Annotated in this window: 14 protein-coding genes and 1 other RNA gene; 11 read left to right on the forward strand and 4 right to left on the reverse strand. The window is 65.7% G+C overall.

Annotated features, from left to right (window positions below):
* Positions 1-52 precede the first annotated feature (52 nt).
* Positions 53-1459, forward strand: a complete 1407-nt coding sequence (locus P6U27_RS09580) for an MATE family efflux transporter (RefSeq protein WP_407119950.1) — start codon at positions 53-55, stop codon at positions 1457-1459.
* Positions 1460-1509: 50 nt separating this feature from the next.
* Here P6U27_RS09580 and P6U27_RS09585 read toward each other — a convergent pair whose 3' ends face one another.
* Positions 1510-2253 (reverse strand): sulfite exporter TauE/SafE family protein, encoded by a 744-nt coding sequence (locus P6U27_RS09585; protein ID WP_122401957.1) that lies wholly within the window; start codon positions 2251-2253, stop codon positions 1510-1512.
* 231 nt (positions 2254-2484) lie between these two features.
* On the opposite strand from P6U27_RS09585, the gene P6U27_RS09590 reads away from it, so the two are divergent.
* Entirely contained in the window at positions 2485-2745 is a 261-nt protein-coding gene (locus P6U27_RS09590) for a hypothetical protein (RefSeq protein ID WP_162500169.1), read from the forward strand.
* A gap of 7 nt (positions 2746-2752) precedes the next feature.
* Here the strand turns inward: P6U27_RS09590 and P6U27_RS09595 are convergent, their stop codons facing one another.
* On the reverse strand, positions 2753-4123 hold the full coding sequence (locus P6U27_RS09595; RefSeq protein ID WP_407193929.1) for a PLP-dependent aminotransferase family protein: 1371 nt from the start codon (positions 4121-4123) through the stop codon (positions 2753-2755).
* 79 nt (positions 4124-4202) lie between these two features.
* On the opposite strand from P6U27_RS09595, the gene P6U27_RS09600 reads away from it, so the two are divergent.
* The gene (locus P6U27_RS09600; protein ID WP_162500171.1) at positions 4203-4631 is read left to right on the forward strand and encodes a DUF983 domain-containing protein; all 429 of its coding nucleotides are present in this window, start codon (positions 4203-4205) and stop codon (positions 4629-4631) included.
* Positions 4632-4901: 270 nt separating this feature from the next.
* Here P6U27_RS09600 and rnpB read toward each other — a convergent pair.
* Positions 4902-5382: RNase P RNA component class A (rnpB, locus tag P6U27_RS09605), an RNA gene on the reverse strand.
* 150 nt (positions 5383-5532) lie between these two features.
* On the opposite strand from rnpB, the gene P6U27_RS09610 reads away from it, so the two are divergent.
* Positions 5533-5886 carry a YciI family protein gene (locus P6U27_RS09610; protein WP_122401961.1) on the forward strand — a complete coding sequence of 118 codons (354 nt, stop codon included), beginning with the start codon at positions 5533-5535 and terminating at the stop codon, positions 5884-5886.
* Between the two features lie 22 nt (positions 5887-5908).
* Positions 5909-7141 carry an RNA polymerase sigma factor gene (locus P6U27_RS09615; RefSeq protein ID WP_407193930.1) on the forward strand — a complete coding sequence of 411 codons (1233 nt, stop codon included), beginning with the start codon at positions 5909-5911 and terminating at the stop codon, positions 7139-7141.
* A gap of 185 nt (positions 7142-7326) precedes the next feature.
* Here the strand turns inward: P6U27_RS09615 and P6U27_RS09620 are convergent, their stop codons facing one another.
* The gene (locus P6U27_RS09620; RefSeq protein WP_174221563.1) at positions 7327-8187 is read right to left on the reverse strand and encodes an N-acetylmuramoyl-L-alanine amidase; all 861 of its coding nucleotides are present in this window, start codon (positions 8185-8187) and stop codon (positions 7327-7329) included.
* A gap of 437 nt (positions 8188-8624) precedes the next feature.
* Here P6U27_RS09620 and rsmH point away from each other — a divergent pair, with 437 nt between their 5' ends.
* The 6 genes from rsmH to mraY all read left to right on the forward strand — a co-directional run bounded on the left by rsmH (position 8625) and on the right by mraY (position 15983).
* Positions 8625-9614, forward strand: coding sequence for a 16S rRNA (cytosine(1402)-N(4))-methyltransferase RsmH (gene rsmH, locus P6U27_RS09625; protein ID WP_407193931.1), 990 nt, complete (start codon positions 8625-8627; stop codon positions 9612-9614).
* Between the two features lie 3 nt (positions 9615-9617).
* Positions 9618-10010, forward strand: coding sequence for a hypothetical protein (locus tag P6U27_RS09630; protein ID WP_122401964.1), 393 nt, complete (start codon positions 9618-9620; stop codon positions 10008-10010).
* Positions 10007-11761, forward strand: coding sequence for a peptidoglycan D,D-transpeptidase FtsI family protein (locus P6U27_RS09635; protein WP_407193932.1), 1755 nt, complete (start codon positions 10007-10009; stop codon positions 11759-11761). Before P6U27_RS09630 ends, P6U27_RS09635 begins: the two co-directional genes overlap by 4 nt.
* Positions 11762-11845: 84 nt before the next feature.
* The gene (locus P6U27_RS09640; protein WP_407119944.1) at positions 11846-13318 is read left to right on the forward strand and encodes a UDP-N-acetylmuramoyl-L-alanyl-D-glutamate--2,6-diaminopimelate ligase; all 1473 of its coding nucleotides are present in this window, start codon (positions 11846-11848) and stop codon (positions 13316-13318) included.
* The gene (gene murF / locus P6U27_RS09645; RefSeq protein WP_122401967.1) at positions 13315-14697 is read left to right on the forward strand and encodes a UDP-N-acetylmuramoyl-tripeptide--D-alanyl-D-alanine ligase; all 1383 of its coding nucleotides are present in this window, start codon (positions 13315-13317) and stop codon (positions 14695-14697) included. The genes P6U27_RS09640 and murF overlap by 4 nt, the downstream gene beginning before the upstream one ends.
* A gap of 182 nt (positions 14698-14879) precedes the next feature.
* Positions 14880-15983 (forward strand): phospho-N-acetylmuramoyl-pentapeptide-transferase, encoded by a 1104-nt coding sequence (gene mraY / locus P6U27_RS09650; RefSeq protein WP_122401968.1) that lies wholly within the window; start codon positions 14880-14882, stop codon positions 15981-15983.
* The last annotated feature ends 12 nt before the right edge of the window (positions 15984-15995 follow it).

A 15995-nucleotide genomic window follows, 5' to 3' on the forward strand; every position in this document is an offset into this window, starting at 1 on the left:
ACGGAGGAGAACGTCCGCAAGCCGCGAAGGATCAGGGCAGGGATGGATTGACATGAAAGACCTGACGCGCGGCTCCATCGTGAGCCACATCCTGCACATGGCGCCACCGATCGTGGTCGGCATGATCACGATCATGATCTGCCAGCTCGTCGACCTCTACTTCGTCTCGAGCCTCGGCGAGGCCGCGATCGCGGGCGTCGCCGCGGCCGGCAACGCCGGCTTTCTCGTCAACGCCTTGATGCAGGTGCTCGGCGTCGGCACGGTTGCGTTGATGGCGCATGCCGTTGGCCGCAAGGACCGTGACGATGCCAATCTGGTGTTCAACCAATCGGTCGTCCTGTCGGTGCTGTTCGGGCTGCTGACGCTGGTTGCGGGTTTCGCGCTGTCGCGTCCCTATATGCGCGCGGTCGCGGCCGACGACGCAACGATCGAAGCGGGCACCCTCTATCTGCTCTGGTTCATGCCGGCGCTGGCGCTGCAATTCGCGACGCAAGTGATGGCGTCCGCATTGCGGGCGACCGGCATCGTGCGGCCGAGCATGCTGGTGCAGGCGCTCGCGGTGGGCATCAACATCGCGCTGGCGCCGGTCCTGATCTCGGGCTGGGGCACCGGGCATCCGCTCGGTGTCGCTGGAGCTGGCCTCGCAAGCTCGATCGCCGTCTGTATCGGCGTGCTGATGCTGCTCGCGTATTTCCTGAAGCTGGAGCGCTACGTCGCCTTTCATCCTGCGCAATGGCGGCCTCAGCTTTGGCAGTGGAAGAGAATCCTCAATGTTGGCCTGCCTGCCGGCGGTGAGTTCGTGATGGTCTTCATCATCATGGCCGTGGGCTATTATGTACTGAGCGTTTTCGGCCCGGCGGCGCAGGCCGGATTTGGTATCGGCACGCGTCTCCTCGGCCTGATCCAGATGCCGGCGCTCGCCATTGCGCTGGCTGCGGGGCCCATCGCCGGCCAGAACTTCGGCGCCGGCAACGGCGCGCGCGTGCGGGAGACCTTTGTCAAGGCGGCGCTTGTCGCGACCGCCGTGATGATCGTGTTCCTGGCCCTCGCGCAACTCGCGCCGGGTCTGTTGCTTGCCGGCTTCTCGAGTGATCGGGAAACGTTGGCGGTTGCGTCGCTCTTCCTGCGCATCGTCTCGTTCAACATGGTGGCGCAGGGGCTGATCTTCACCACCTCCAGCATGTTCCAGGGACTCGGCAACACCAAGCCCGTGCTGGTGAGCTCGGCAATGCGGGTCCTCACCTATTCCCTGCCGTCGATCTGGCTCTCGACGTGGCCGGGCTTTCGGATGGAGCACGTCTGGTATTTGTCGATTGTGACAACGACGCTTCAGGCTGCGTTGAGCGTGTGGTTGCTGTACCGCGAATTCGGCAAGCGCCTGGCTCCGCTGCGGCACGCCGAGGTTCCGGAGGAGGTGGAGACTGAGCCTGAAGCGCCTCCTGCGCGCGCGCCGGCATAGCGACAGCCTGGTCGTGTCGCGACAAGGACGCATCTTCGTTGGCGCACACGTCAGTGCGCGCCAACGCTATTCCAGACCAGGGTGAGGCCCGACAGGAACAAGAGGCCGAGCACGACATCGCCGAAATGCTTGTCGTTCAGCGCGTGATAGACGCGCGCGCCCGCCCATGCGCCGATCAGCGTGCCGGGAAAGGCGACAGCCGCGAGCCAGACCACCTTGAAGGCGACGAGGCCCGATGCCGTCTGCAGCACCAGCGCGGTGGCGAGCACCGTGAAGTTGAAGAGCTGGAAGATGCCGCGCCGCTCGTGCTTGTTCCAGCCGCGGATGTTGGCCCACAGGATCGGCAGCGGCCCCGAGAGTCCGGCGAGGCCGCCGAGAATGCCGCCGGCAAAGCCGATCGCGCCGTCGGCAATCCGGCCGCCGGCCTTGAAGGCGAGCGGCCTCTTGTTGAGGTACAGCGCGCTCGAGAAGATCAGGATCAGCACGCCGACGCTCAGCTTGAACACTTTTGGATCGGCCGACGCGACCATCATGGTCCCGAGCGGCACGCCGATCAGGCCGCCGATCAGGAACGGCCAGACCAGCGAGAGATCAAAACTCTTCCACATCGAGGGCAGCGTCGAGGTCTGCGCGATCACCGAGCAGATCAGCACCAGCGGGACCGCGAGCGTGGGCGGCAGGACGTAGAGCCAGATGCCGAGCGCCATCAGCGCCGTGCCGAATCCGGCCAGTCCCGAGACGAAGCCGCCGGCTAGCGCGCCGAACAGCAGCAGCGCGTAAGTGGACGTTTCCACCTGTCATTTCCTGTCGTTAGCGGCGATGCCGAACTTCGATCGCTGCTTTTGAACGTCATCTGGCGCATAGCACAGATGCGGCCGGGAAGGTCAATTTCAAAACCGCACGCAAGCGTGATGCCGGAGGGCGGGCATTCGCGGAAGACGCGCCTACATGATGCTCGCACTTTAATCTTGGGGCCTGCCGGGCGTCACGCCGCACCGTCCCTGATGAGATGATGGAGCATGATCATGACCCGCATGAACATTGCCGTTGCGGCCGCGCTGTTATCGGTCGCCGGCCTGACGCCGACATTGGCGCAGGCGCAGTTTTCCGAGCCTGCAGCCTATCAGGCCGCACATCCCGACCGCGATGTGCTCAATGGCGGCCAGCTCACGCCCGCGGGGCGCGCAGCCCGCGGCGAGGCGTTGGCCCCGAGCGAGGCCTATGCGGCCTATCCTGCAGCCGTTGCGCCAGTCGTTCGCCCACGCCACCGTCGTCATCATCGATAAGAAGAGTCTAGACGATCTGTCTGGTGTCGGCGGGCTCGTGTAGCGCGCCGATCAGGATGCGCAGCGCTTGCGTCAATTCCGCCCTGTTGCGTGCCGCCCCCAGCGAGACACGCGCCGCATGCGGCGGTGCTCCATCCACGGTGAAGGCATCGCCTCCCACGATCGCGAGTCCATTGCGCAGCAGATGTGCCGCGACATCGCGCCGGCCCTCCGGCAGCCGCAGCCAGAGATGATGAGCGGCAGGCTTGGCCAGGAACTGAAAACCCTTTAGGGCGCGTTGCGCAATCTGTTGGCGCCCGACTGCCTCGTTGCGGATGGCCGTGATGATGCGGTCGGCGATACCGGCCTCGATCCAGTGCGTCACCAGAGCGACCATCAGTGGCGCCGGCATCTGGACGGTGGCCTGCAAGTGGCCGCGCATCTGAAGCTGCGCGTCGGCATCTGGCGTCACCAGATAGGCAACGCGTAGCGCCGGCGCAATGCATTTTGACAGCGTGGTTGCGAGATAAGTCCGCTCCGGAATGAGGTTCGCGATCGGCGACGCCGAGCGATCAAGCAGCCCGTAGGCGTCGTCCTCGATCAGGATCGTGCCGGCATCGCGAACGATCTTTGCGACAGCGCTGCGCCGCTCAGCCGAAAGCGTTGCGGTGGTCGGATTGTGCAGCGTCGGAATGAGATAAACGGCCTTTGGCCGGTGCGCGCGGCACGCCTTTACCAGCGCATCGGGCAGGATGCCGTCCTCGTCCATCGGGACGCCGACGAGCTTGACGCCGAGCTGTGCTGCGGCGGCCTTGATGCCGGGGAAGGTGAGGGCTTCGGTCAGCACGGTTTCGCCGGGCCGCGCAAGATGAGCGAGCAGGTTGAAGAGGATCGTCTGTGCGCCCGGAAAGATCACGAGCCTTTCGGCCTGCGCATGCGGAGCGCGTGCGCGCATCCAGCGCGCGGCGATCTCGCGCTCATGCGCGCTGCCGCCGGGCGGCTGATAATTGAGATGCGCCGTCAGGCCCGATTGCGTGCGGATGGCTTCCATTCCGGCGACGATGCGCTCGTCGAGCTGCGCCTCGAGCGGATGCGGCGGCACGTTCATCGAGAGGTCGATCGCGACCGGATGCGGCAGGTCGACCGCGCGCCGCGCGCTGGTCTCCGACACAAACGAGCCCTGTCCGACGCGGGCTTCCATGATGCCGCGGCGCCGGGCTTCAGTGTAGGCGCGCGTCACGGTGGTGAGGTCGATGCCGAGTGCTTTTGCCAGCGCCCGCTGCGTCGGCAATTGCTGGCCGCGCACCAACCTCCCGGCGGCGATATCGGCCTCCATGGCCTCGACGATGCGCTGGTAGCGCGGCCCCGAGAGCTCCGAGATTGTAGGGATCCAGCCCATGCAATTTAGGCCTATAAGCTTTGAATGTATGGATGCATGATATTATTGTATGGATCGTCGAAAAGGAAGAGGTGTGGTCATGGCGACGGTCTCTCTGGCAAAGGCGATGTGGCGCGGTTTCAGCGGCAAATGTCCCAATTGCGGGGAGGGGCATATGTTCGGCCGTTTCCTGAAAGTGACCGAGGCTTGCGATCATTGTGGCGAGGAGCTGTTTCACCAGCGCGCCGACGACTTTCCCGCCTATCTCGTGATGGTCGTGGTCGGCCATCTCGTGGTGCCGGCAATTCTTGCGATCGAGACCGCTTACGCGCCGCCCGAGTGGCTGCAGCTTGCGGTGTGGCTGCCCGTGACGCTGTTCGCTTCGCTCGCGCTGCTGCAACCAACCAAGGGCTGCATCGTCGGGCTGCAATGGCAGCTTGGCATGCACGGCTTCGAGGCGAGCAAGCTGCGGCGGGAGACGGGCGGGCTTGCGCCGGTGCCGGTGAAGGTGGACACGCGCGCCGCCTGAATCGAGCGCGCCGATGGCGGTGTTGCGAGATCGTGGTGTAACTCTTGTCGTCGTTCCGGGGCTCGCGCAGCGAGAGCCCGGAATCCATTCATTTCACCAACACTGCGGCCCGATGGATTCCGGATTCGTGCTGCGCACGCCCCGGAATCACGATGGTGGTCCAAATGGTGAGGGGTCCGATGCGCTAGCATCGAACCCCTCGTTGCTTCCTCAGCAGGACGCGTTTTCTTCACGCGAACCGGAAAACCACTTCGCTCGAAAACGCTTCAGAGTATCAGCCGGCCTGTAAGCCGGGTTCTGTAGGGCACCGCCCGCTTGCGCGAACGATACGCGACGGCCATTCCTCTGGAACCATGTTTGCACATGGCCTCGAGCAACCTACCCGGACGGCGGGCCTGACATCGCCCCGCGGCGTTATCGCTTTCGCGAACAGCCCGCTATGCCGTCCCTATTCGGTTTTGCTCCCGGTGGGGTTTGCCATGCCGGCTCCGTTGCCGGAACCGCGGTGCGCTCTTACCGCACCTTTTCACCCTTACCCGCCTACGCTGCTTGCGCAGCTTCGGCGCGGCGAGCCTTGAGGGCTTGTCGCGCCATAGCCCCGAAGGGGCGACGGCGGGCGGTTCGTTCTCTGTGGCACTTTCCCTGGGGTCACCCCCGCCGGACGTTATCCGGCACCGCATGTCAAGGGAGCCCGGACTTTCCTCCCCGGCGGCCTTTCGGCACCTGCCGGAGCGGCCGTCCGGCCGACTGACGGGACTACGCATGGGCATTTGTGACGGTTCCGTCAAGCCGATATCGCGACGTACGATCCGCCCGAAATAATTTATCCTGAAGATGTCGTTTGGACCGTACCCCGTTCGACTGGATGTCGGCGAGTGAGCCGAACAACAGGAGTGAAGCCATGCAATATCTGCTGATGATCTATCAGAACGAGGTCGAGTACGCGAAGAACGACGCGGCGACCAGCCAGAAGATGCTGGCCGAATACCAGGCCTTCACGCAATCCATCATCCAGAGCGGCAACTTCAAGGCCGGCGACCGCCTGCAGCCGACCACGACTGCAACGACCGTGCGTGTGCGCGAGGGCAAGACGCTGACGACCGATGGTCCGTTCGCGGAAACACGCGAGCAGCTCGGCGGTTACTACCTGGTCGAGGCGAAGGATCTCAACGCGGCGATCGAGATCGCGGCGCGGATTCCCAGCGCGCGCATCGGCTCGATCGAGGTGCGGCCGATCTGGGTCTACGACAAGTGACGGCCGAGCCGCGCGTCGCCGCATGACCCCTGGCGAGATCGACAGGATATTCCGTGACGAGGCGGGGCGGGCGCTGGCCACGCTGATCCGCCTCGTCGGCGATTTCGATCTCGCCGAGGACGCACTCCAGGATGCTTTCGCCGTTGCCCTGGAACGCTGGGCGGGGTGTGAGGCCCCTGACAATCCGCGCGCCTGGCTGGTCAACGTCGCCAAGCACAAGGTGATCGACCGCATCCGCCGCCAGGTGGTCTTCCGCGGCAAGCAGCAGGCGCTGGTGCATGAGCTCGAGCTCAACGCGCTGGGCCCCGACGAGCCGCCGGCAACGCTCGATGACGACATGCTGCGGCTGATCTTCACCTGCTGCCATCCCGCCTTCGCGCCCGAGGTGCAGGTCGCGCTGACGCTGCGTACGGTCTGTGGGCTGTCGACGGCGCAGGTGGCGCGCGCCTTTCTCGTCAGCGAGGAGGCGATGGCGCAGCGGCTCGTCCGCGCCAAGCAGAAGATCAGGCTTGCCGGCATCCCCTACGAGGTGCCGGAGCGCGAGGCGCTGGCGCCGCGGCTCGATGGCGTGCTGGCCGTGATCTATCTCGTCTTCACCGAGGGCTATGTCGCGACCGAGGGCACGGACCTGATGCGGCCCGATCTCGCCGTCGAGGCCATCAGGCTTGGTCGCCTGCTGGACCGCTTGCTGCCCGATCGCGCCGGGATCAAGGGCCTGCTGGCGTTGATGCTGCTGCACGACGCGCGCCGCGCCGGGCGCGAGACGCCGGCCGGCGACATCGTGCTGCTCGAAGAGCAGGACCGCGCGCTGTGGGACCGCGCGCAGATCGATGAGGGCCTGCGGCTGGTGGAGGACGCGCTGCGCGTGCCGGGCCGGCCGCAGCCCTATGCGGTGCAGGCCGCGATCGCCGCGCTGCATGCGCGTGCGCCGAGCTTCGAGGAGACCGATTGGCCGCAGATTGCGGGGCTCTACCAGGTGCTGCTGCGCATCAGTCCTTCGCCGGTGATCGAGTTGAACCATGCGGCGGCGGTGTCGATGGTCGATGGGCCGGCACGAGCGCTCGATCTCGTCGATGCCATCACCGCGCGCGGCGGGCTTCGCGGCTATGAGCTGTTGCCCGCGGTGCGCGCGGATTTGTTGCGGCGGCTCGGCAGGACGGAGGAGGCGCGCGAGGCGTATCGTGCGGCGACCGGGGCAACGCAACTCGAGCCGTTGCGGCGGCTCTATGCGCGAAGGGTGAGGGAGATGGGGTAGGGCTGTATCAACGTCATCATGCGAGCCAACGGGTCCGCGCGAAGCGCGGCCCGATGACAGGCTCCGCGAAGCAATCCAGACTGCCTCGGGGGAAACAGTCTGGATTGCTTCGTCGCATCAGCGCAAAATTGCTTCGCAATTTTGTCGCGAGCTCCTCGCAACGACGGAGGATGTAGCTGTCGCCCTCACTTCGCAACCGTCGTCGCGTCCGACGGCAAGCTCGCCAGCAGCGCCTGCAATGTCGAGAGCGTCGAATGATCCGCGACACCGTCGAGCCGGGCCGGACGGAAATGGCGCTGGAAGGCGGTGACGACCTCCATGGTCGCGGCGTCGTATTTGCCGTTCAGGGGCACGCCATAGCCGTACCGTGCGAGTGCCTGCTGCATGCTCAGTACCGCGTCGCTGATGGTGCCGAGCATCAGCTTCTCGCCCCGAACGATCGGCGCGGGTGTTACCCAGTGACCGACGCCGGAATTAGCCAGCGAATGCCACGGAAATTTTTCGCCGGGGTCCTTCTTGCGGGCGGGCGCGACGTCGGAATGGCCGAGCACCCGGTGCGCCGGCACCTTGCGGCGGAGCATGATACCGCGGCACAGCGCGATCACGGCGGCGATCTGGCGCAGCGGATACTCCGGATAGCCCCAGTCATGGCCGCGATTGATGATCTCGATGCCGATCGAGCAGGAGTTGATATCGTCCTCGCCGGCCCAGGAAGAGACGCCCGCGTGCCAGGCGCGCTTGGTCTCGGGCACGCATTGCACGATGCGGCCGTCCTCCAGCACGACATAATGCGCCGAGACCTCGGTGCCGGCCGTGCAGAGCCGCGCCAGCGCGCCCTCGACATCGGGCATGCCGGTGTAGTGCAGCACGATCATGTCCGGCTGCCGTCCCTTGTTGCGCTCGCCATAATTGGGCGAGGGGATGATGTCGGACACGATCGAGGAATCGGGCTCGAACGTCCGCAGGCCCGCCACGGTCTTGGGAACCGGGAGAACACGTTGTCGCTTCGAATCGGATCCAGACGGCGTGGACGAACCGGAGGGCATGAGCAGCTCAAACGGACGGAGAGTGGGGCAAGCCCTTCTCTTTACTATTCCTTTACCCTGCACCGTGCGCAATCACGCGACGCGGTTAACGGATGCATTTTGGCGATGTGTGTGGATGAAGCATCACCCCCACGTCACCTTTTCCACTTGTCACGAGCCGAGCAACGCTTTCTTAACGCTAAGGGCCGTTACTGAGAGATGAAGAGCCGACCCGCGTCCGGAGGCGGCCAAAGCGTATTTTGGCTCGAAATCCCATGGCTGCCCGACAAATTCCACTGGGAACACTGGGTTGGTGGCCCGGGACGACCGGGCTCGGTTACCATGCAGGACGGGGGCTTTGTCGTGGAACCGCCGCGACGCGCAATGATTCGAGGCGTTATGGGCTTGTTCGACCCCGATCTCGCTTGGTCAGGCTGGGTGGTCGGCAGGCGTCGCGCATGAGCTCGGCGCCGCATATCCCTGTTCTTGGCCGTGAGGCCATCGCGCATCTCGCTCCGCGCGAGGGCGGCGTCTATGTCGACGCCACTTTCGGTGCCGGCGGCTATAGCCGCGCGATCCTGGAGGTGCCAGGAACCCGACTGATCGCCATTGATCGCGACCGCACCGCGATTGCCGGCGGTGCCGAGCTGGTCGAACGCTCCGCGGGCCGGCTGACGCTGGTCGAGGACCGCTTCTCCAACCTTGCCGAGGTCTGCGCCGCGCAAGGCGTCGAGGCGATCGACGGCGTCGTGATGGACGTCGGCGTGTCCTCGATGCAGCTCGACCAGGCCGGCCGCGGCTTCTCCTTCCGCCTCGACGGTCCGCTCGACATGCGGATGGGGCAGACAGGCCCGACCGCGGCCGACGTCGTCGCGCGCGCCTCCGAAGGCGATCTTGCCGACATCATCTATCTCTTCGGCGAGGAGCGGCATTCCCGCCGCATCGCGCGCGCCATCGTGGCGGACCGGCAGGAAACGCCGTTCACCACCACGCGCGCGCTCGCCGATCTCGTCGGCAGGGTGGTGCGATCGAAGCCCGGGGACATTCACCCGGCGACGCGGACGTTCCAGGCGCTGCGCATCTTCGTCAACGAAGAGCTCGAGGAACTCCAGAGCGCGCTCGCTGCGGCCGAGCGCGTGCTCAAGCCCGGCGGCCGCCTCGTCGTCGTCTCGTTCCATTCGCTGGAAGACCGTATCGTCAAGAATTTCCTCTCCGAGCGTTCCAAGACGGGCGGCGGTTCGCGGCATCTGCCGGAAGTCGCGCAAAGTGCGCCGAGCTTCCAGCTGCTGACGCGGCGGCCGGTCGTCGCCGGCGAGGACGAAGTCGCGCATAATCCGCGCGCGCGCTCGGCAAAGCTGCGCGCCGCCGAGCGCACCTCGGCGCCGGCGCACGAGACCGACGAGACATCGTCCTGGCCAAAGCTCTCGGACGTGATGAGGGGCGGCTAGCGCATGCGCATCATCCACCTCCTCGTCATCGGTGCGCTGATCTTCGCAGCCGCCCATGTCTACCGGATCAAGATGGACTCCACGGCGCGCACCGAGAAGGTGCTGCGGCTGCATGCGGAGATCCGCGAACAGCGCGATGCGATCGCCTCGCTGCGCGCAGAATGGGCCAAGCTCGATGCGCCCTTGCGCCTGCAAGGCCTGTCCGACCGGCATCTGTCGCTGAAGCCGATCAACGGCACGCAATATGATTCGCTGAAGAACCTGCCGGAACGTCCGCCGCGAATGTTCAGGCCGGGCGAGCCCGATCCGATCGGGGCCATGCTCAAGACCATCGAAGCCGCGAGCGACCCTGACACGGTGACGGGTTCCGTGCCTCAGCCCGAGGACAAGCAATGAGCCCGGCAACGTCTGCAAGATCAACCGAAAAGTCGGCCGAGCCTTGGCGGCAGCGGCTGATCCGAAGCCTGCTCTACGGGCGCAATGTCGATCGCGCCGCGAAGGCGCGCGCGCGCGTGGGCCTCGCAATGCTCGCCTTCGCCTCGGTCTACGCTTTGATCGGCGGCCGGCTCGTGATGTTCGCGATCGGCGCCGACGCCCATAGCGCGCGCCGCGCTGCGGCGCAGGAGGTGGTTGCGACCGCGCGGCCCGACATCGTCGACCGCAACGGCGCAATCCTTGCGACCGACGTCAAGGCGGCGAGCCTGTTCGGCGAGCCGCGCCGCATCATCGACAAGGACGAGGCGATCGAGCTCTTGACCGCGACCATTCCCGACCTCGACGAGGTCGAGGTGCGCGAGCGCCTCAGGACGCGCAAGGGCTTCGTCTGGCTCAAGCGCGAGGTCACGCCGGCGCAGCAGCAGGCCGTCCACAAGCTCGGAATTCCAGGCATCGGCTTCCTGCGCGAGAACAAGCGCGTCTATCCCACCGGCAACGAGGTCGCCCATCTCATCGGTCTCGTCAACATCGACAACCAGGGCATCGCTGGCCTCGAGAAGTGGCTCGACAACCAGGGGCTGGCCGATCTCCACCGCGCCGGCTTTGCCACCGACCGGCTGCAGAAGCCGATCGAGCTCTCGGTCGACCTGCGCGTCGAGCATGCGCTGCGCGACGAGCTGTTGAAGGCCAAGGACAAGTTCCACGCCAAGGCCGCCTCCGGCATCGTCTCCAACGTCAAGACCGGCGAGATCGTGGCGATGGTCTCGCTGCCGGATTTCGATCCCAACAATCCGAAGGAAGCGCACGACCCCGACCGCATCAACCGCCTGACCACCGGCGTCTACGAGATGGGCTCGACCTTCAAGGCGTTCACGCTGGCGATGGCGCTCGATTCCGGCAAGATCAACTTGAACTCGATGTGGGATGCGCGCGGAAACCTGCACTACGGCAAGTTCACGATCCACGACAGCCATCCGCTCGGACGTTTCATCAACACCAAGGAAGTGTTCACCTACTCGTCCAACATCGGTGCCGCACGGATCGCACTCGGCCAGGGCGTCGAGGCGCACAAGGCCTTCCTCGCCAAGATGGGGCAGTTGACGCGGCTGCGCACCGAATTGCCGGAGAGCGCGGCGCCGCTGATCCCGCGGCGCTGGAGCGAGCTGAACACGGTGACTGCCGCGTTCGGCCAGGGCCTCTCCGTGGCGCCGCTGCAAGCGGTGATGGGTATCAACGCGCTGGTGAACGGCGGCTACCTGATTCCGCCGACATTCATGAAACGAAGCGAATCCGAAGCCATGGCGATGGCCAAGCGCGTCATCAAGCCGGAGACCAGCGACAAGATGCGGTTCCTGATGCGGCTCAACGCCGAAATCGGCACCGCCAAGACCGCCGACATCAAGGGCTACTATGTCGGCGGCAAGACCGGAACGTCGGAAAAGGTCATCAACGGCCGCTACGCCAAGAAGCGCGTGCTCAACTCGTTCACCGCCATCATGCCCTGCGACGATCCGAAATATCAGATCCTGGTGATGCTGGACGAGCCGCAGGCGATTCCCGAGACGAAGGGTTTCATCACCTCCGGCTGGAACGCGGTGCCGACCGGCGGCAAGGTGATCGAGCGGATCGCGCCGCTTCTGGGCGTCGAGCCGCGGTTTGACCTGCCGCCGTCCGAGCGCCTTATTCTTGCAGCATCCAGGACAACCCAGTAATCAACCGGGTGGGCCGTCGCCGGTGCTGAGTCGGGATTTTCCCAAGGATTCGGCTTTCCGGCCGGGCATGTCGACTGGAAGACCATGAAGCTGCGCGACCTCTTAGGTCAAGACGTTCTGGGCAATGATGCCGCGATCGAGCCCGCCGTTGCGGCGCTCGACGTGAGCGGCGTTGCGCTCGACAGCCGCGTGGTCAAGCCGGGCGATCTGTTCTTCGCGCTCGCGGGCAGCAAGACCGATGGCGCTCGCTTCATCGATGCTGCGGTTGCTGCGGGCGCGATCGCAATCGTCGGCGATCATGCGCCGGCAGCATGCAAGGTGCCGTTCATCGCCGCCACCAATCCGCGCCGCGCGCTGGCGCTCGCCGCCGCAAGATTCTTCCCCGCGCAGCCTGCAACGATTGCGGCGGTGACCGGAACCAGCGGCAAGACCTCGGTTGCCGCCTTCACGCGTCAGATCTGGGAGCGGCTCGGACATGCCTCCGCCAGCATCGGCACCATTGGTCTCGTTTCGCCGAAGCGCACGGTCTACGGCTCGCTGACGACGCCGGATCCGATCGCGCTGCACCGGCAGTTGGACGAGATCGCGCGCGAAGGCGTCACGCATCTCGCCTTCGAGGCGTCCTCGCACGGGCTCGACCAGTACCGCCTCGATGGCGTGCATATCTCGGCCGGCGGATTCACCAATCTCTCGCGCGACCATATGGATTACCATCCGACGGTCGCGCATTATCTCGCGGCAAAGCTTCGCCTGTTCCGCGAGCTGATTCCGCCGGGCGGCGCCGCCGTGATCTCGGCCGATCATGATTGCTCAGCGGAAGCGATCGATGCGGCGAAGGCGCGCGGCCTGCGCATCATGGCGGTGGGCCGCAACGGTGATGGCGCAGGCGAGGGCATCCGCCTCACCGAGGCCGTGGTCGAAGGCTTTGCGCAGAAGCTCACGGTCGAACATCGCGGCAGGGGCTACGCGATCCGGCTGCCGCTGGTCGGCGAATTCCAGATCGAGAACGCGCTGGTGTCGGCCGGCCTTGCCATCGGCACCGGCAGCGACGCTGCAAACGTGTTCGCAAGCCTCGAACATCTCGAAGGCGCCAAGGGCCGGCTCGAGCGCGTCGGCGAGCGCAACGGCGCGCCGATCTTCGTCGACTATGCGCACAAGCCCGACGCGCTGGCGAAAGCGCTGCAGGCGCTGCGGCCCTATGCCAAGCGCAGGCTGGTCGTCGTGTTCGGTGCCGGCGGCGACCGCGATGCCGGCAAGCGTCCGATCATGGGCGCGATCGCGGCGGAGAATGCCGACGGCGTCATCATCACCGACGACAATCCGCGCAGCGAGAAGCCGGATGCCATCCGCGCCGCGATCCTCGCCGCTGCGAAGGGCGCACGCGAGATCGGCGACCGCGCTGCCGCGATCCGCGCCGCGATCGAGGAGCTGGAAGACGGCGATGCACTGCTCATCGCCGGCAAGGGCCACGAGACCGGGCAGATCGTCGGTGGAGAGGTGCTGCCCTTCAGTGATCACGAGGCGGTTGCCGCCGCACTAGCGTCGAGGATTGCATGAGCGCGCCGATATGGACGGTTGCCGAGGTCGCGCGTGCGCTGGGCGCCGCCGGATCTTTCCCGGATACGCCGATCGATTTCGTCACCCAGGACAGCCGACTGGTGAAGCCGGGCAGCCTGTTCGTCGCGCTCAGCGGCACGCCGAGCGGCGGCTTCATCTCGGCCTTCGCCAGCGCGCGCGACGGCTGGGAGTTCGCGGACAAGGCGGAAGCCGCAGGCGCGGTCGCGATGATCGTGCCGCACGAGATCGCGGGCATCCGCATCCCCCAGATCGTCGTGAAGGATACGCTGATCGACGGCCTCTGGGGCCTCGCGCGCGCTGCCCGCGCCCGCTTCCACGGGCCGGTGATCGGGCTCACCGGCAGCGCCGGCAAGACCAGCACCAAGGAGTTTCTGGCGGCTTATCCGAACGCCTATGCCAGCCCCTCGAGCTTCAACAATTTCTGGGGCGTGCCGCTGACGCTGTGCAATGCCAAGCCGGACGCCAGCCTCTGGGTCGTCGAGATGGGCATGAACCAGCAAGGCGAGATCGCGCGGCTCAGCGAATTGACGCGGCCGACCGTCGCGCTCGTCGTCAACGTCCAGCCGGTGCATCTGGAGAAGCTCGGCTCGCTCGACGCTATCCGGCGCGAAAAGGTGTCGATCGCGCTCGGCCTGCCCGAAGATGGCGTGCTGGTGCTGCCCGCCGGGATCAAGGCGCCCGAGTGGAAAGGCAGGGTCGTGCGCTTCGGAGGCGAGCACACCGAGGTGCACGAGGTCGCGCATGCGCCTCACGGCGAGAGGTGGCAGGTCGTGGCCGCGATCGGCAAGAAGGAGATCGCCTTCAGCCTCACCCCCGGCGCGCCGCACCGGGTGCACAATGCGCTGGCTGCGCTGGCCTCGATTCATGCTGCGCATCTCGACGTCGCGACGCTCGCGATCAAGCTCGACCGCGTCGGCATCATGACCGGCCGCGGCGTCGAGCAGGCAATCGGCGACATCACCGTGATCGACGACAGCTTCAACGGCAATCCGGCCAGCGTGGCGGCTGCGCTGCAAAGCCTTGAGGCGCGCAACATCAGCGGCGGTCGCCGCATCGCGGTGCTCGGCGACATGCTCGAGCTGGGCGAGGACGCACCGAGCTATCACACCGGCCTCGCCAGGCATCTCGAAGGCATCGACGCGGTCTACTGCGTCGGCCCGCTGATGCGTCACCTCTACGACGTGCTGCCACCGGGCAAGGGCCTCGGCTGGCACGACGATCCCGCCACGCTGAAGCCGAGCGAGGTTGCGCGCCTGCTGAAGGCAGGCGACGTCGTGGTTGTCAAGGGCAGCAAGAAGATGTTCTGGGTCAACAAGTTTGTGCCGGGGCTGGTGGCCGCCTTGCAGGCAAAGGCGTAAACTGCTTGGAAGGCGCTGTTCCCGAATCCCTCTTTTGCGGCACGAAGCCGTCCGTTTCCCCTGAGGTCGCGTCCGACCCGATGATGAAGACCAGCGAATGCGCGTGAGGCACGTTGAGGCCAAAATGAAGGCCGAGAACCAGGCCAAGGCTGCGCGTGCGAAGGCGCCATAGGACCGTCTGAATGTTTTACTGGCTGATCGAGCTCTCCAATACATTTCCGGGCTTCGGTGCAATCCGCACGGTCCTGAACGTCTTCCGCTACATCACCTTCCGCACCGGCGGCGCCGTCGTCACCGGCGCGCTGTTCGTGTTCCTGTTCGGACCCTGGATCATCGATCATTTGCGCATCCGCCAGGGCAAGGGCCAGCCGATCCGCACCGACGGTCCGCAATCGCATCTCGCCAAGAAGGGCACGCCCACCATGGGCGGGCTGATGATCCTGTCCGGGCTCACGGTCGGCACGGTGCTGTGGGCCAATCCGCTCAACCCCTATGTCTGGATCGTGCTCGCAGTGACGCTCGGCTTCGGCTTCGTCGGCTTCTACGACGATTACCTCAAGGTCACCAAGCAGACCACGACCGGGTTCGGCAGCAAGCTTCGCCTGCTGATCGAGGCGGCGATCGCGCTGGTCGCCTGCTATGCGCTGGTGCGGCTGAACCGCGATCCCGCATCGACTGCGCTGACGATTCCCTTCCTGAAGGACACGGTGCTGCATTTCGGCTGGTTCTTCGTCATCTTCGGCGCCTTCGTCATCGTCGGCTCCGGCAACGCGGTGAACCTCACCGACGGTCTCGACGGCCTCGCCATCGTGCCGGTGATGATTGCGACCGCGAGCTTTGCGATGATCGCTTATCTCGCCGGCAACGCCGTGTTCGCCGAATATCTCCAGATCAAATATGTCGCGGGCACCGGCGAACTCGCCGTGCTCTGCGGCGCGCTGCTAGGGGCGGGCCTCGGCTTCCTCTGGTTCAACGCGCCGCCGGCCTCGATCTTCATGGGCGACACCGGCTCGCTCGCGCTCGGCGGAATGCTCGGTGCCATCGCGGTCGCGGTGAAGCACGAGATCGTGCTTGCTGTGATCGGCGGCCTGTTCGTGCTGGAGGCGGTCTCCGTCATCGTGCAGGTGGTGTCGTTCAAACTCACCGGAAAGCGCATCTTCCGGATGGCGCCGATCCATCATCATTTCGAGCAGCTCGGCTGGACCGAGCCGCAGATCGTGATCCGCTTCTGGATCATCTCGGTGATGCTGGCGCTCGCCGGTCTCTCGACGCTGAAGCTGCGCTGACGGTCCCCCGCG

Source organism: Bradyrhizobium sp. STM 3566 (assembly GCF_045571445.1).
Lineage (GTDB): Bacteria > Pseudomonadota > Alphaproteobacteria > Rhizobiales > Xanthobacteraceae > Bradyrhizobium > Bradyrhizobium vignae.

What these genes read in the sequence shown, in the direction of transcription:
- P6U27_RS09580 (WP_407119950.1), top strand. Translation starts at nt 53, where the DNA reads ATGAAAGACCTGACGCGCGGCTCCATCGTGAGCCACATCCTGCACATG.
- P6U27_RS09590 (WP_162500169.1), top strand. Translation starts at nt 2,485, where the DNA reads ATGACCCGCATGAACATTGCCGTTGCGGCCGCGCTGTTATCGGTCGCC.
- P6U27_RS09595 (WP_407193929.1), bottom strand. Translation starts at nt 4,123, where the DNA reads ATGGGCTGGATCCCTACAATCTCGGAGCTCTCGGGGCCGCGCTACCAG.
- P6U27_RS09600 (WP_162500171.1), top strand. Translation starts at nt 4,203, where the DNA reads ATGGCGACGGTCTCTCTGGCAAAGGCGATGTGGCGCGGTTTCAGCGGC.
- P6U27_RS09610 (WP_122401961.1), top strand. Translation starts at nt 5,533, where the DNA reads ATGCAATATCTGCTGATGATCTATCAGAACGAGGTCGAGTACGCGAAG.
- P6U27_RS09615 (WP_407193930.1), top strand. Translation starts at nt 5,909, where the DNA reads ATGACCCCTGGCGAGATCGACAGGATATTCCGTGACGAGGCGGGGCGG.
- P6U27_RS09620 (WP_174221563.1), bottom strand. Translation starts at nt 8,187, where the DNA reads ATGCCCTCCGGTTCGTCCACGCCGTCTGGATCCGATTCGAAGCGACAA.
- rsmH (WP_407193931.1), top strand. Translation starts at nt 8,625, where the DNA reads ATGAGCTCGGCGCCGCATATCCCTGTTCTTGGCCGTGAGGCCATCGCG.
- P6U27_RS09630 (WP_122401964.1), top strand. Translation starts at nt 9,618, where the DNA reads ATGCGCATCATCCACCTCCTCGTCATCGGTGCGCTGATCTTCGCAGCC.
- P6U27_RS09635 (WP_407193932.1), top strand. Translation starts at nt 10,007, where the DNA reads ATGAGCCCGGCAACGTCTGCAAGATCAACCGAAAAGTCGGCCGAGCCT.
- P6U27_RS09640 (WP_407119944.1), top strand. Translation starts at nt 11,846, where the DNA reads ATGAAGCTGCGCGACCTCTTAGGTCAAGACGTTCTGGGCAATGATGCC.
- murF (WP_122401967.1), top strand. Translation starts at nt 13,315, where the DNA reads ATGAGCGCGCCGATATGGACGGTTGCCGAGGTCGCGCGTGCGCTGGGC.
- mraY (WP_122401968.1), top strand. Translation starts at nt 14,880, where the DNA reads ATGTTTTACTGGCTGATCGAGCTCTCCAATACATTTCCGGGCTTCGGT.